Origin of the sequence: uncultured Arcobacter sp., from assembly GCF_937982575.1 — a bacterium.
GTDB lineage: Bacteria > Campylobacterota > Campylobacteria > Campylobacterales > Arcobacteraceae > Arcobacter.
Genome location: NZ_CALJLR010000005.1, coordinates 233,622 through 249,225, shown reverse-complemented (window position 1 = coordinate 249,225; position 15,604 = coordinate 233,622). Strand labels below are relative to the sequence as shown.

The window sequence follows — 15,604 nt, the reverse complement described above, 5'->3', positions numbered from 1 at the left end:
TTATCCTTTAATATTGAGTTAAACCAAGAGTCCAAATGTCGTAATTTGTATCCATTACAACACTTGGATTATGGTTTGAGTTTAGAATTTTTTTATAAAAAAATGAGATGATATCTTCAATCTCTTCTTGTGATAAAACTTTTGTTATACCACCTGTTAAAACTAAACTATTAAGTGATAATAGCTTTAAGTTTACATAGGCTTTTCTATAGTGTGATACTTTACATAAAACTAAGAATATCGCAAGTTGCATTAATATTCTCAAAGCTTTTTCACTTTGTTCATCAAAGATATTTTCTGTAACTTTTAAGTGTGATAGTAGTTCATAAACAAACTCATTGTTTTTGGCACTAAATATTAATGATTCTTTTGATTTAAAAACACCAAGTTTTTTAAATACAAGTCTATCATATTCATTTGTTGTAACTAAATTATCATCAACTAAATCTTTAGAGTAGTGAATATCAGTTGTAGCTCCTCCAATATCTATAAGAATATAAGGGTCCACAACTGAAAATTTTGTATCAATATATGGTAAAGTTTTATTAACTATATATGGAGTAGAGTATATTTGATTTGATGTTATCTCATAAAGGTGTTTGATATCTTCTTTACCCATAATATCAGCTTGATAAAGGTTTGTTAAATACTCTTTTAAATGCTCTTCTACAATATGAAGTTTATCATCAATTACATTTGGTAAAACAACTAGATTTTCTATATGTTTTTGAAGATTATCACTATCTTTTGAACTTCCCACATATACAATATTTGAATACTTGATTTTTTCTAAATAATCAAATAACTCTTTTCCAAAGATGTTTGAAACAGAATCTATTCCACCAACTACAATAACAACATCTATTAAATCACTTGGAATTGAAGAGGTCTCTATATCTTGGTATAAAACAGTATCAATAATATTAATTCCAGAGTTAAAGGCAATATTTGTAGCATATTTAAGTGAAAAAGAGTTTGTAACACCAATAATAAGAGTACTTAAACCTCCATTTGCAGATGAACAAATATAAACATTATCTTTTTCATAAGTTTTAATTGTATCACCACATTTGTAAGTTAAATCATCATAAATATCTTTATTAAAATCTCTAAAGTGCTGTTCAACACCTTGGGCAGAACTAACTTTAAAATAAGTACTTCCTACATCAATTAGTAGTTTGTTATTTAATTGGCTCATTGCATAATTCCTATATCGTGGATAATATCATTTACTATAGATGTAGTGTCTTTTTTAAGGTCACATTTTGATTTTTCATATTCAAAACATTTGTCAGGAATTGGAACACTTCCTCTTTTTATGATTCTGATATTTTTATTTGCATCTCTTATTGTAATCATTTCATTATGGTTTATAATGTGAGGAGAAAAAGGTACATCTATTATTCCATTTTTGATACTATTAAATACTTTTCTCCATAAAGTGTCAGCACTATCATTAAACACAGCTTCCATGATAGCTTTAACTTCTGCTGTTAAATTCTCTTCTTCTTCTGTATCAACCACATTTGGAAGACCATTTAGAATTCTAAGAAGATATTGTGTGTTTGCAACTGTTTCAGCATTTGCTTCTTTTGTAGGAATTCCTGAAGCCTCTTGTTTTGTTTTAGTGATAATCTTATCAGCTCCAACCATAGCTGCAATGGCAGTTGACATAGAGATAAGTTGTGATGCAAAGTTTTGATCCATAGGAAAAGCACCCATCCATTGGTGATATACTAAATGAACCTCAGCATCTCCACAATTAATTTCTTTTGCATAATATTTAGCAAGTTTTCTTATAACTGCACCAGTTACGATATCTTGATTCATACTTCCACTTTGTGAAAAAGACACAGAGAATGATTTAACCCCTTCTTCAAGTGATAAAAGCATCTCAAGAAGTTGAATTACAATAGTAATACATGGAGGAACTAGTGTTGCAGTTAGTGGTCCAAATGATTCTCTATTTATTGGTTCATTTAATGTTGAGTATTTAGCACAAACTCTTTCAACATATTTCCAATATAAAAAAGCTTTATCTAATGGAAAGTTTTTAGAGTAGGGTAAAAGATAAGTAATAGGACCACCTTCTATCTCAAAAATACCTGAAGCAATTGCTGTTTCAATTAATAGTCTAGCATCAGGAGTTCCATGTCTAAGTGATACTGGTTTGTTAAAATGAGTAATCATCTTTCTAGTAGTTCTATATCCATGGTTAACTAGTGGATAACCATTTAGCATATCAACTTCACTCTCTTCAGAGAGTCTTAGCATCTTCTTAGCTGTTGCATAGTCATTTAATCTTGTATTTGAATCAATAGTACAAGGTAATACATCAACATTTGCATCTACAAAAAACTCATACAGTGCATACATTTTGTTATATGTTGGAAAACCACCACGTGGTTGTACTAGCATTTTGTTTTTTGTTCTAAAGTTATGTGAAATAAATAGGTCTTTTGAGGCATTTTTAACAAACTCTTCAACCTCAGCAAAGTCAAAATGCTCTACATATTCATTACTTAAAATTATCTCTCGTTCTTCTTGTAATAAACTCATGATTCTCTCGTTTTTAAATATTTTTCTAATTCATCTAAACCAGTATTTAAATCCACTTGATGAAATACCAAATCAAAACCATAGTTTTTAAATTTTGGCACAATAGTTGAAGCATCACCAGTTCCAACTACTAAGTTTCCACCAATCATAAAAACTACATTATCTAAGTTTTTATATTTTGATTTAAGTATCTTTACTTCTCTACACCAGCCTTCTGCTTCGCCATTTAGAGAAGAGATTAATAGTACATCTGCATTGGTTTCTACTACAGCATCAAAGAACTCTTCAAGATAAGTATTAACCCCAAGGTTAAACACTTCAAATCCTCTTGCTTGTAATGAAAGATCAATTAGTCTATTTGCTACAACGTGTATATCGTTTCCTACAACGCCTGTTACTACTTTCATTTAATTGCCTATTTGTTCATTTTATAAAGGGCATAAGGATATCTAAAAGTATGTAAAACTTTTATTAGATAGAATAGGGTAAAAAGATGAAGTGATTTAATGAAAACAAAAATATATTTAATACCAGGTTTTATGAATAATGAAAAATTGTGGAGTAGGTTAATACCTCTTTTTGATGATAGTTATGAGTTTATTCATCTTGAAATTCCTTTAGAAGATAGTTTTGATAAGATTGTTGAAGTTATAGATAAAAGAATCGATGACCAAGTGATTAATCTATTGGGTTTTTCCTTAGGTGGTTATATTGCTTGTTATTTTGGATTGAAGTATCCAAATAGAGTCAATAAAATACTTGCTGTTGCTTGTACTCCAGCAAACTTAAGTGCAAAAGAGTCCCAAAAAAGAAGAGAAGCTATTGAGTTTACAAAAAAATTTGGCTTCAAGGGACTTAGTAGAAAAAAAGCCATAAGTTTAGTTGAACCACATAATCAAAATGATGATGAGTTGATTGATTTACTCTTACAGATGTATGTTGATATAGGTGAAGAGGCTTTTTATTCTCAATTTATGGCAACAATAATAAGAGAAGACTTATGTGATAAACTAATAAATAGTAATTTAAAACTATCATTTTTTTATGCTTGGGAAGATAGGATGGTAAGTAGAGAGTTTATGGAAGAGTTTTCTAAAAAAGCAAAGAATATTGACTTTACGCAAATTGAGGCAAAAACACATATGCTACCACTTGAAAGACAAAAAGAGTTATCAATTAAGATTAAAGATTGGTTTTAATTGTATATGGATAAGTATAATTTAATACTGTTTTGAGATAATATTAAACTTAATAAAAAAAGGAAAACTAAATGGATTTTTTTACAGCAGACTTATGTGACCAACACCCTGACAAAACTTATTTACTAGATAATGAATTTAAAAACTATGGTGGAAAAGAAAAAGTTTATGGTGAAGTTGTTACTGTTAAGCTTGATAGAAATAATAGTGAACTTATTAAACTACTCAGGGATGAGTCTGGAAAAGGTAAAATTGTTGTAGTTGATGTATCAGATGAATATTTTGCAGTTGTCGGTGAAAATCTTATGAAGTTTGCTGCTAATAACAATTATGAGGGAATTATAGTTAATGGGTATGTAAGAGATACCTTTCAGATAAAAGATATACCAGTTGCCCTATATGCAAGAGGAACTTGCAGTAGAAAGTATATTCCTGAAACTCAAGGAGAAAGAGGTATCGATATATCTTTTGGTGGAGTAAATTTTTGTGAGGGTGATATTGTATATGCAGATAGGGATGGAATAATATTATCAAAAGAGAGTTTATTTTAGGTTGACATCAATATTAGTTAGTAGTATAATCAGTTAATAAGCTACTAGTTAGTATTAAAAAGGTGGAAATTATGAATATTCAAGATAGAGCACAAGGTGCAATAGTAGGGGCATTTATAGGTGACGCAATTGCGTTAGGCCCACATTGGTATTATGATTTAGATGAACAACATAAAGATTATGGTGAGTGGATTACAACATATACAGACCCTAAAAAGGGAAGATACCACGAACATGAAAAAAAAGGGAATCAATCTCAAGCTGGATATATATTAAAGCTTATGATTAAATCTCTTGTTGAAAATGGGGAATACAATCAAGAAGATTTTTGTAAAAAACTTGATGAAGATTTATTTACAAAAATGGATGGAACAGCACACAATGGACCAGGGGGTTATACTTCTCAATCTATTAGGAAAGTATATACCCAAAGAGTAGAGGAAAAACTTCCATGGGATAAAGTTGGAAGTCATGCAGATACAACTGAAGCAATAGAGAGAACACTTGCCCTTGCAGTTAGATATGCCCTCAATCAAAAAAAACTATCAAAAAGTATTTCCCATAATACATTTATTACTCAAGTTGATGATATAGTTGGGTCTATGAGTGTTGCCTATGGTGCCGTTTTATCACAGTTGATTCAAGGGGAAAAGTTAGATGAGAATATATCTACTAAATTAATGAAATTAGTTAAAAAAGGTGAATTACCTTTTTATGCAGTTACTACAGATGATTTTAAACCACCAAAAAATGGAGTAAAAGACCCTTCAACTATAGGATTATTTGCTTCCCCTGATGCTCTTTTATCTCCTTCATTTATGGCAAAAGCAGCAAATGATAAAGATATAAAAATAGAACCTGCCTGGAAAGTATCATTAGTATATGGAATGCCATGTGCTATATATCATATATTGCCAGCAAGTTATTATTTAGCAGCAAGATTTAATGATGATTTTGAGAGTGCAATATTACACTCTTTAAATGGTGGTGGACAAAATCAAGCTAGATCAATATTGACAGGTGCACTAGTTGGAGCACAGGTTGGATTAAAAAATATTCCACAAAGATTTATAGATGGATTGAATGAAAAAGATGAGATTTTAGAATTAGCTAAAAAACTTTCAGATATTATAGAAGCGTAATTTTTTAAAAGATGAAATGACTTTTAATATATACAAACATATATTAAATACAAATAGAATAACAAGATATAAATATAGAGGTAATTATGAATTATAACTGGAAGACTATAGATTTAAATAACGGAACAGTAGAAGAAAAAAGAGAAGAGATAAAACAATATTTTTTACAAACATATGAATTAGATGAAAAGCTCTTTGATTTATTAGAAGATAAAAAGCATATATTAGAGCAACCAAATAGGTTAAGACATCCCCTAATATTTTATTTTGGACATACAGCTACTTTTTTTATGAATAAACTAAATGTATCAAATATTACAAGTAAAAGAGTTAATAAAACTTATGAAGCCTTATTTGCAATAGGTGTTGATGAGATGAGTTGGGATGATTTAAATGATGAGAATTATCAATGGCCAACATATGAAGAGACAAAAGCATATAGGGATGAGGTGAAAGCACTAGTATTAGAGCTTATTGATACTATTGAGTTTGCTATTCCTATTAATTGGAATTCTCCTATGTGGGTTATACTTATGGGAATAGAACATGAGAATATACATATAGAGACTTCATCTGTACTACTTAGAGAACTAGATATAAAATACTTTAAAGATGATGAACTATTTACTTATAATAATGAAGGAAGTCAAACATATCCTCAAAATGAATTAGTAGCAGTAGAGAGTGGAGAAGTATTACTTGAAAAAGAACACAATAAACCAGAGTATTATGGATGGGATAATGAGTTTGCTTTCCATAAGGCAGATATTAAAGAGTTTAAAGCTAGTAAGTATTTAGTATCAAATGGTGAGTTCTTAGAGTTTGTAAAAGAGGGTGGTTATAACAAACTACATTACTTTAGTAAAGATGGATTGAAGTGGTTAGACTTTACACAAAGTAAGATGCCAGTATTTTGGATAAAAAAAGAAGATAAATACTATTTAAGAGAGATAAATAGAGTAGTAGAGTTACCTTTAAATTATCCTGTTGATATAAACGTATATGAAGCAGAAGCTTTTTGTAAGTATAAGAGTGAAGAATTAGGTTATGAAGTTAGACTTCCAAGTGAAGATGAGTTTTATAGATTAAATGATTATGTAAAAGCACAAGAGTGTGAGGCAAACATAGGATTAAAGTATTTTAATCAAACACCAGTGGATAAATATCCTATGGGTGAGTTTTATGATGTTATTGGAAATGTATGGCAGTGGAGTATAACTCCTATGTATCCGCTTGATGGATTTGAAACACATCCTGTATATGATGACTTTACAACTCCTACTTTTGATGATAGACATGCTTTAATGAAAGGTGGATCATTTATTAGTTTAGGAAATGAGACATTAAGAAGTGCAAGATATGCCTTTAGAAAGCATTTTTTCCAACATGCTGGATTTAGATATGTTAAAAGTGAAAATGAGTACAGAACTAGGTTAAACGATAATGTATATGAAACAGATGAACAGATTTCTCAGTATTGTGAGTTTCATTATGGAGAAGAGAGTTTTTGTGTTAAGAACTTCCCAAAAACTTCTGTTGAAGTGTTAAAACCTTATTTAGAAAATATCAAAAAAGATAAAGCACTTGATTTAGGTTGTAGTGTGGGAAGAAGTTCTTTTGAGCTTGGAAAAATATTTGATGAGGTATTAGGAATAGACTTTAGTGCTAACTTTATTAGTGTAGGAATAAAACTTAAAAAATATGATAGTCTAACTTTCAAAGTAGCAACAGAAGGTGAGTTATATGAAGAGAAAACAGTAGCCCTAAAAGATTTTGATTTGGAAGAAATCAAAGAGAGAGTTACCTTTATGCAAGGTGATGCTTGTAATTTAAAAGATATCTATACAGCATATGATTTGATTTTTTGTTCAAACTTGATTGATAGGTTATATTATCCTCAAAAATTCTTAGATGATATACCAAATAGAGTAAATAAAGATGGTCTTTTAGTACTATTAAGTCCATATACTTGGCTTGAAGCCTATACTCCAAAACAAAACTGGTTAGGTGGATATGTTAGAGATAATAAAGAGGTAAAAACTTTAGATACATTAAAAGAAAACCTTAGTGATAGATTCGAACTTCTTGATACTATTGATGTTCCTTTTGTGATAAAAGAGACAGCAAGAAAACATCAACATACAATATCTCAAATGAGTATTTGGAAAAAAATTAAATAGAAACATATTCTACTAAATAATTTAAAACATTATTTAGTAGAATAAATAATGCAAAAATTAAATTTTATAAATGACAAAAAAGAGTTACTTTTCTTTAGTATTATTTTAATACTCATTCTTTTTATTTCACTACTTTTTCAATATAACAACTATAAAATTTTTACTGCAAATTCCATATATAAACTTCAAGCCCAAGTTTTTAATAAATACGAAAAAGAAGATTTTGATATCTATAAATTCCAAGGTGAGAATTTTACTTTCTTTTCATCCACTTCTAAAGCCTTAAATTTAGAGAAACTAGATTTTGTAGATATCTCAATACTTACATCAAAAGTCTCTTTTATAGAGTATCTAAAAGGTTTTTACACTAAAAGTTTTAATATTTTTAAAGTATATAAAAGTAGTATCAAAAAAGATTTAAGTTATAAAATTAAGTCTCAACATATAGATAAAGATATTAGTGAAATATATGAAGCGATATTTTTAGCAATCCCTACAAATGATAGATTAAGAGATGTTTTTGCTACTTATTCCATATCTCACTTAATAGCTATTTCAGGCTTCCATCTTGGTGTTTTGTCCTTTATAATTTATTCAATACTATATTTCCCATATAACTATTTTCATAATAGATATTTTCCCTATAGAAACAAAAAATTTGATATTTTGATTATTACTTTAAGTATCTTGTTTTTATATTTAATCTTTACAAACTTAGTTCCCTCTCTTTTAAGAGCCTTTGTTATGATGTTTTTAGGAGTATTTATACTTAGAGCTAATATAAAGCTTGTCTCTTTTGAGACTCTATTATTTACTTTTGTATTTATAATTGTACTTTTTCCATCGTATATATTTTCTATCTCTTTTGGGTTCTCAATAATTGGAGTATTTTATATATTCTTATTTATAAAATACTTTCAAAATCTTAATAAGATATTTTTATTTCTATTTTTCAATATCTGGATTTTTGCTAGCTTTAACCCAATAGTGCATTATTTTTTTGGAACAACATCTTTTGTACAATTGTTTTCTCCACTTATCACAATATTTTTTACTATCTTTTATCCTATTGAACTGTTTTTACATCTAATTGGATATGGAGGTATGTTAGATAGTTTTTTAAATTATGCTATTGGTCTAAAATTTGAAATTTTTGAAGTTATAACACCACTTTGGTTTTTTGTAAGTTATATTGTAGTTTCTTTACTTGCAATTGTACGAAAAGAGGCATTTATAGTTTTAAATGTTCTACTTCTTAGTTTTAATTACTATCTTTTTGTATAACAATTCTTTAAAATAGATAAAAACACAATAATATGCATTAAACTTCCATAAAATTATTATTAAATAACATAAAAATTATTATAAAATATTAAATATATAATAAAAAGGAGAGATTATGCAAGTAGAAGCAAGTAATAATGTTAACTCTACAAATAAAACTCAAACTAGTAATAGTAATGTTGAAAATAGTAGTGAGTCTTTATTTAGTAGTCTATTAGCAAAAGATGTATCACCTAAAGATATAAGTTATGATGAATATAAAAACTTAACAGCTGAAGATATTAATAGACTCTATCCTAAAGAAGATATGCCAAATGAAAATGCTAAAGCATTGTCCTTATTTACTAAAGCAAATACTTCTGAAGATGAAATACTAAATCAAGTTTTATTTGATTTTGAGTTAAAACATAATGATGAACAGATAGATTATAATTCAAAATCTATTGATGAAAAAGCAGAATGGCATGTGAGTAGTTTTTTTGATTTTACTGTAAAGTCGTGGGATAATATAAAAGATATTCGGCTGGTTGATCCTGAAACAGGAGAACTTTTAGGTGAATCTGAACCTAAACCTTGGGCTTATGAAAAAAAAATAACAGCTGAATATCTTTTTTCTACTTATAATACAGGAAGGGAATATTTTAATGATAAAAGAGAATATTTTGAAGAGTCTTTAGATAAAGAAAGATTTCTTGTTATGGAAAAAAGATTTGTTATACAAGATAGTATCCAAAGAGAATATGAAAAAAGAGTATCAGAAAGAGATGGCATTTTAAATAGCTATACTTCAAACAATAAAGCTAATCCCTTAAATAATATAAAAAGTGACGAAAATACAGACTATAAATCAAAATCTGTTGATGAAAAAGTTGAAAAAACAGAGTACAAATCAAAAACAGTTGATGAAAAAGTGGAAAGAGATGTGAGTGTTTCTAATGATTCTGCTTCAAAAATAAGGGATTTGTTAAGAGAATATTATGGTAATAAGTTAGATAAAGAAACATTTTTTATAAGTGAGCAAAAATATAATATACAGGATATTATTCAAAGAGAATATGAAAAAAGTAGCAGAAAAGAATAAATTTTTAGATAGTGATACTTTAAATAATAAATCTAATTCATTGAAAAAGGATATAAAAAGTGCATAGTATAGTAGCTAAATAGTTCTATAAATTTATATAAAACCTATTTTATTAAATACTACCAAATTGCCACTTTTAAATTTTTATACTTTTAAAAATTAAAAGGGAAACTTATGAACTATTCTAAAAAAGATATCTTACTTATCTTCTTCTTACCATTTTTATAATGGTAACACCATTTGTAAAGATAGATGGAAATCATCTTTTACTACTATCTTTTTTTTAAATTTACTATTAATAATCTTTAATATTTATCTATATATAGTTTAAGTTTTATTTTAAGTATAAAAAATGCTATAATAAAATTATTATTTTTAAAATAAAGGATTTAGTTATGTCTCAGCCTTTAGAATGTACATTTGATAAAAATTATTTATCAAAAGCAACTATTTTATATATAGAAGCAGATGACAATATTAGAGAAAACGCTTCTTCAATATTTGCAGGTTTTTTTAAAAAAGTGTTGGTTTGTCAAAATATTGATGAAGCTCAAAAAGTATTTGCAAATAATCAAGTAGAAATTGATATTGTTTTATTAGATGTAGATATGCCAGATTTAGGTGGTATTAAAATCTTATCTAAAATAAGAGAATTAGATTGGAACCTTCCCATTTTAATTACTACAAGCTTTAGTGAGATAAATCTTTTATTAAAAGCGATAAAATTTAATCTTACAAATTATATTGCAAAGCCTATGCAATTGAATACTACATTAAAAATAATGTCAGATACAATCAAAAAAATTGAAGATGAAAAAGAGCTTGCAATCAAAAACAATGAGCTAAGACAGTTTATGTCTATATTGGATTCAAATAATATTATTTGTGAGTTAGATTTAAACTTTAAAATAGAATCAGCAAATGATCTGTTTTTGATAAATTCTGGTTTTGGATTAGATGAAATAATTGGAAAAGATTTCAATGATAAAGTAATCTTTCATCATAGCGATATTTCCGATTTTGAAATAAAAGAACTACTTACTAAAGGTAAAACTTGGGTTGGTCTTTGTAAAAAGATGACAAAAGATGGAGAGTTTTACAACACCTATTCTACAATACTTCCTATTTTCCACAATAACGGTAAAGTTAAAAAATATATTGAGTTTTCTACTTTAACAACAAGATATGAAAAAGAGATACTATCACTTAAAAAACATATTATGTCATTAAAAAGTGAAAACTTTAAGACAAACTCTGAGTTAAGAAAAGAGAAAGAACATTATGCTTCACTTTCAGCCAAGCTACAAAAACAAGTTGATGATAGTGTAAATAGTGCACAAGGGATTGTTTTTGAGTTATATGAAGCTAAAAAGAGAAATAATAAATTACTTGAAAAACTAAAAATTCAAGAACAAAGATTTGATGAGTTCCAAGCATCGGTTTTATGCGGGTAAATATTTTTAATCGATGATTATTTAATTTACCACCAAATTGACACTTTTAATTTTTATACTTTTAAAAATTAAAAGGAACAATTATGAGTTATTCTAAAAAAAGATATCTTACCTATCTTATACTTACTATTTTTATAATGGTAACGCCTTTCATTAAAATAGATGGTAATCATATGCTACTGTTATCATTTGTAAGTTATGACTTTCATTTTCTTGGAAATGTATACAATATGAACGAACTATTTATCATGCCATTTTTATTGATGTTTTTATTTATTGGTATATTTGCAATGACTTCAATGTTTGGAAGAGTTTGGTGTGGTTGGGCATGTCCTCAGACTATATTTAGAGTAGTTTACAGAGACTTAATAGAAACTTTTTTATTAAAATTGCGAAGAATCAAAAATAAGCAAAAAGATATTGATTATAGTAAAACATCTAATAAAATTAAAAAATATATTGGCTTGATTTTATGGATAATTTTATCTTTTATAATAGCTATTAATTTTATGTTTTATTTTGTACCTCCTGAAGACTTTTTTGAATACATGAAAAGACCACAAGAACACCTTATATTAGTAATGTTTATATTTAGTATTGTGACCTTTTTAGTATATGACATTGTGTTTATGAAAGAGCATTTTTGTACATATGTATGTCCATACTCAAGAATCCAATCAGTTCTATATGATAACAATACAAAACAAGTTGTTTATAATCACAATAGAGGTGGAATGATTTACCCAAACAATGAAAAAAGTATTTTTAATGTAAAACAGTGGTCTGGAAATGAAGAGTGTACTACTTGTGAAGCTTGTGTGAAAGTTTGTCCTACGCATATAGATATAAGAAAAGGTTTACAAGTTGAATGTATAAACTGCCTAGAGTGTTCAGATGCTTGTAGTTCTGTTATGGGAAAACTTGGCAAAAAGTCTTTGATTTATTGGGGAAGTACAAACAGTGTTTTATTAGAAAAAATAGAAAAGTTTTTAAATCCTAAAAATCTTGTATATATAGTTTCACTTGTTATTTGTGTACTTTTTACAGCTTATTTCATGTCAGAAAAAGAGCCCTTTTTAGTAAATATAAATAAAAATACAGAATTATATAAAATAGATGATGAAGGAAGGGTTGTAAATAACTATTTATTGACTATTCATAATAGTGCTGATAAAAAATATACCTTTGATATGGAAGTTTTAAATAAAGATATAACAATTAAAAGATTTAAACCATTTAGTTTAAATCCAAAAGAAAAAAGAAAAACTGTAATGATTTTGGCAACAAAGAACAAACTAGTAAATCCAAAAGTTACTCTTTTATTTTATGCTAAAGAGAATAAAAACATACAAGTAAAAAGAGAAATACGTTTCTTTTATCCCAAAAAATAGTTTAGATTGTTTTTTCAATTTTGATGTAAAAAGTAGTTCCTTCTTGGCTACTTTCTACGTCAATACTCCCTTGGAAACTCTTCTCAATAATCATTTTAGATAGATATAACCCAAGTCCTGTTCCATCAGCTTTTGTTGAAAAGTATGGTTCAAAAATTTTATTTAAGATTTTAGGTTTTATTCCATTTGCATTATCTTTTATTGATAAGGTTACATCTGCATTATTGGAGTCAATTTCAATAATTATTTTAGGATTTTCAATATCTTTTATTGCATCAAGTGCATTTGAAATAATTGCTACTATGACTTGAGCTAATTCATTTTTTATGCCATGAACTCTAACTTGTTCATTTGTGTTAAAAGTTGATTTTAAATCTACTTCTGTTTTTTTTATATCTGCATGCAAGATAGTAAGTGAATTTTCAATTACTTCTTTTATCTCAAAATCCTCTTTATCTTTGTTATTTGTGTAAAAATTCCTAAAGTTTTCAATAGTATTTGATAAAAACTCTATTTGCTCATTTGCTTGGGAAGTCTTTTTATCAAAGTATTCTTTTTCTAAAAGATTATTTTCATATTTCTTTTTTATATTGATTAATATATAAGATAGATTATTTAAAGGTTGTCTAAACTGGTGGGTTATATTTGCAATCATCTCTCCACTTTGGGCAAGTTTTGATTGCTGTAGAAGCATTGATTCTATCTCTACATTCTCTTTTTTTAAAAGATTATATTTATATGCTACAGAAATAGTAAACAAAATAGCTTCTATTGCAAAAGCAATTAAAACTAAGTCTAGATTTGTATGTGTTTTAAAATAAGTTTTAAAGTCTAGAATATATAAAATAAGACAAATCAAAGACCACCCAATAACATAGATAGAAGAGGCTTTAAACCCTTGTTTTAAATTAAATATGATTGATATAAAAAGTATTGCATATATGATGGTATAAGGTAGATATTCAAATAAAATATAGTGATAAAAGGCTGTTAGTATTATAAAAATAAGTAGTAAGGTATTTATAATTAGTTCTGTATTATTTGTAATTTCAGGAAGAAATTTGCCCTCATAAAATCTTATAGCAAAAACAATAGCAAATATTGTGGCAAGAAAGAGTGATAAATCTTGTAAAAAAACTGTTTTATAAAAAAGTTCACTATATAAAACTATATATAGCAATGAAAAAAATTGCATAAAAAAATAGCTTAGATAAAAAAGCTCTTTTGAATAAATATATCGTATAAAAGTATATACTACTGTCATAATTAAAATTCCAAATGTTATTCCATATGATAATGCAGCAGTTAAATCATACATTTATTTTATATCCAACACCATTTTGATTTGAGATAATATCTTTTGAGATTTTTTGTTTTAAATATTTAATTAAAGTTTTTAAAGCATCTTTTGTCATAGGGAAATCTTTCCAAACATAGTTTTCTATCTCTTCATATGTCACAAATCTATCTTTGTTGTTCAAAAGTAGAGTCAATAAGTCAGTCTCTTTTGTTCTTAATTTTATAAGTTCATTATTTACAAAAAGAGTGTGATTGTATTTATCAAAAAAAGAGTTCTCATTTAGCTGTATTACATTTGTTTTATTATATTCTAAATTATTTATGCAAAGTTCAAGGGCAGCTTTTAGTTCATACTCTTTGATTGGTTTCATTAGATATTTTATTAGTTGAAGTTCGATAGCTTTTAATAAATACTCTTTATGGGAGTATGCTGTTAAAACAATAATTTGCACTTCTTTATTTTTTTGACGAACTCTTTTTATAAACTCTAGGCCATCAATTTTTGGCATTTGTATATCTGTAATAATAATATCAGGATTGATTTGTTCAAACTTCTTTAGAGCATCTAGACCATCTTTTGATTCATAAATATGTTCAAAATAGTTTTCTAGATACTCAATTCCATTTTCCCTAGTTATCTCATCATCCTCTACATAGAGGATTTTGATATGTTTGTTAGTAGTCATTTACTTTTGATGTTAATTTTTCTAGTGTATATTTTAGATTTTCATCCATGTCCATGTTTTTCATCATCCACATAATATAACTAGGATCTTCTTTTACAACATCAGTCGTATCTCTTCCTTTATATTTCCCAAATTTAAATGTTTGTATGAAAACAGGAGTTTTTGTAAGCTCAACTAACTTTTCCATAGGATTATAATCAGGATAAACAGTTCTACATTTTGCAACTAGTTGTGATAAAAATAGTTTCATAACCAAAACATCTCCAATGGCATCATGGGCTTTGATAGTTATATTGTGTTTTGCTGCTTCTTCCTCTTCATCCATATAGATATCAAGTGCATATCTTAGGTATTGTAGTCTATGGTATGGAAGTTCAGGAAATAAGTGTTGTGAACATCTTAAGGTATCTAATAACTGATATTGTGATTCAAAACCCTCTTTTTTTATCATACTTAAATCAAAGTTTATATTATGTGCTATTAAATAGTTTGATGAATTATTATACTCTTGTAATTTTTGGTAAAACTTTGTTTGTGTTGCTTCTGGCTTACCTATAATCATATCAGGTGTTATATTATGAACTTCCATTGCTTCAAGTTTTATCTCAACATCAGAAAAACATAACTCATCATAAACTTCAATTGGAGCTTTAGCATCTACAATCATAGCTCCTACTTGTATGATTCTATCTTCTTCTTGGTTTCCTGTTGTTTCTGTGTCAAATAGTACGTATTTTGGCATTTTTATCTCCTTTAAATTTGTCCCAATTTTAAGGGA

14 protein-coding genes are annotated in these 15,604 nt (G+C 27.3%); 8 read left to right on the top strand and 6 right to left on the bottom strand.

Annotation, left to right across the window (positions count from 1 at the left end):
- Positions 1–7 precede the first annotated feature (7 nt).
- From Q0617_RS04855 to glmS, 3 genes are read right to left on the bottom strand one after another with little or no spacing between them, the layout of a single operon-like run.
- Positions 8–1,198 (bottom strand): glutamate mutase L, encoded by a 1,191-nt coding sequence (locus Q0617_RS04855; RefSeq protein WP_298751089.1) that lies wholly within the window; start codon positions 1,196–1,198, stop codon positions 8–10.
- Positions 1,195–2,559, bottom strand: a complete 1,365-nt coding sequence (locus tag Q0617_RS04850; protein WP_298751087.1) for a methylaspartate mutase — start codon at positions 2,557–2,559, stop codon at positions 1,195–1,197. The genes Q0617_RS04855 and Q0617_RS04850 overlap by 4 nt, the downstream gene beginning before the upstream one ends.
- Entirely contained in the window at positions 2,556–2,966 is a 411-nt protein-coding gene (gene glmS / locus Q0617_RS04845) for a methylaspartate mutase subunit S (RefSeq protein WP_298751085.1), read from the bottom strand. Before glmS ends, Q0617_RS04850 begins: the two co-directional genes overlap by 4 nt.
- A gap of 99 nt (positions 2,967–3,065) precedes the next feature.
- Here glmS and Q0617_RS04840 point away from each other — a divergent pair, with 99 nt between their 5' ends.
- The 8 genes from Q0617_RS04840 (at position 3,066) to ccoG (ending at position 12,841) form a co-directional block, all read left to right on the top strand.
- Complete coding sequence (locus Q0617_RS04840; protein ID WP_298751084.1) at positions 3,066–3,758, top strand: alpha/beta hydrolase; 693 nt, start codon at positions 3,066–3,068, stop codon at positions 3,756–3,758.
- Positions 3,759–3,829: 71 nt separating this feature from the next.
- Positions 3,830–4,309 carry a ribonuclease E activity regulator RraA gene (gene rraA, locus Q0617_RS04835; protein ID WP_298751082.1) on the top strand — a complete coding sequence of 160 codons (480 nt, stop codon included), beginning with the start codon at positions 3,830–3,832 and terminating at the stop codon, positions 4,307–4,309.
- 71 nt (positions 4,310–4,380) lie between these two features.
- Positions 4,381–5,451, top strand: a complete 1,071-nt coding sequence (locus Q0617_RS04830; protein WP_298751080.1) for an ADP-ribosylglycohydrolase family protein — start codon at positions 4,381–4,383, stop codon at positions 5,449–5,451.
- A gap of 86 nt (positions 5,452–5,537) precedes the next feature.
- Positions 5,538–7,631, top strand: coding sequence for a 5-histidylcysteine sulfoxide synthase (ovoA, locus tag Q0617_RS04825; protein WP_298751077.1), 2,094 nt, complete (start codon positions 5,538–5,540; stop codon positions 7,629–7,631).
- 48 nt (positions 7,632–7,679) lie between these two features.
- Positions 7,680–8,915 carry a ComEC/Rec2 family competence protein gene (locus Q0617_RS04820; protein ID WP_298751076.1) on the top strand — a complete coding sequence of 412 codons (1,236 nt, stop codon included), beginning with the start codon at positions 7,680–7,682 and terminating at the stop codon, positions 8,913–8,915.
- 115 nt (positions 8,916–9,030) lie between these two features.
- Positions 9,031–9,996 carry a hypothetical protein gene (locus Q0617_RS04815; protein ID WP_298751074.1) on the top strand — a complete coding sequence of 322 codons (966 nt, stop codon included), beginning with the start codon at positions 9,031–9,033 and terminating at the stop codon, positions 9,994–9,996.
- Positions 9,997–10,391: 395 nt separating this feature from the next.
- Entirely contained in the window at positions 10,392–11,450 is a 1,059-nt protein-coding gene (locus Q0617_RS04810) for a response regulator (protein ID WP_298751072.1), read from the top strand.
- An 83-nt stretch (positions 11,451–11,533) separates the two neighbouring features.
- The gene (ccoG, locus tag Q0617_RS04805) at positions 11,534–12,841 is read left to right on the top strand and encodes a cytochrome c oxidase accessory protein CcoG (RefSeq protein ID WP_298751070.1); all 1,308 of its coding nucleotides are present in this window, start codon (positions 11,534–11,536) and stop codon (positions 12,839–12,841) included.
- A 1-nt stretch (position 12,842) separates the two neighbouring features.
- On the opposite strand, the gene Q0617_RS04800 is transcribed toward ccoG, so the two are convergent.
- The 3 genes from Q0617_RS04800 to Q0617_RS04790 are packed head-to-tail and all read right to left on the bottom strand — an operon-like array spanning position 12,843 to position 15,568.
- A complete protein-coding gene (locus Q0617_RS04800) occupies positions 12,843–14,159 on the bottom strand; it encodes an ATP-binding protein (RefSeq protein WP_298751068.1) in 1,317 nt (438 codons plus the stop codon).
- Positions 14,152–14,826, bottom strand: coding sequence for a response regulator (locus Q0617_RS04795; RefSeq protein ID WP_298751066.1), 675 nt, complete (start codon positions 14,824–14,826; stop codon positions 14,152–14,154). Before Q0617_RS04795 ends, Q0617_RS04800 begins: the two co-directional genes overlap by 8 nt.
- On the bottom strand, positions 14,816–15,568 hold the full coding sequence (locus Q0617_RS04790) for a 3'-5' exonuclease (RefSeq protein WP_298751064.1): 753 nt from the start codon (positions 15,566–15,568) through the stop codon (positions 14,816–14,818). The genes Q0617_RS04795 and Q0617_RS04790 overlap by 11 nt, the downstream gene beginning before the upstream one ends.
- Between the last annotated feature and the right edge of the window lie 36 nt (positions 15,569–15,604).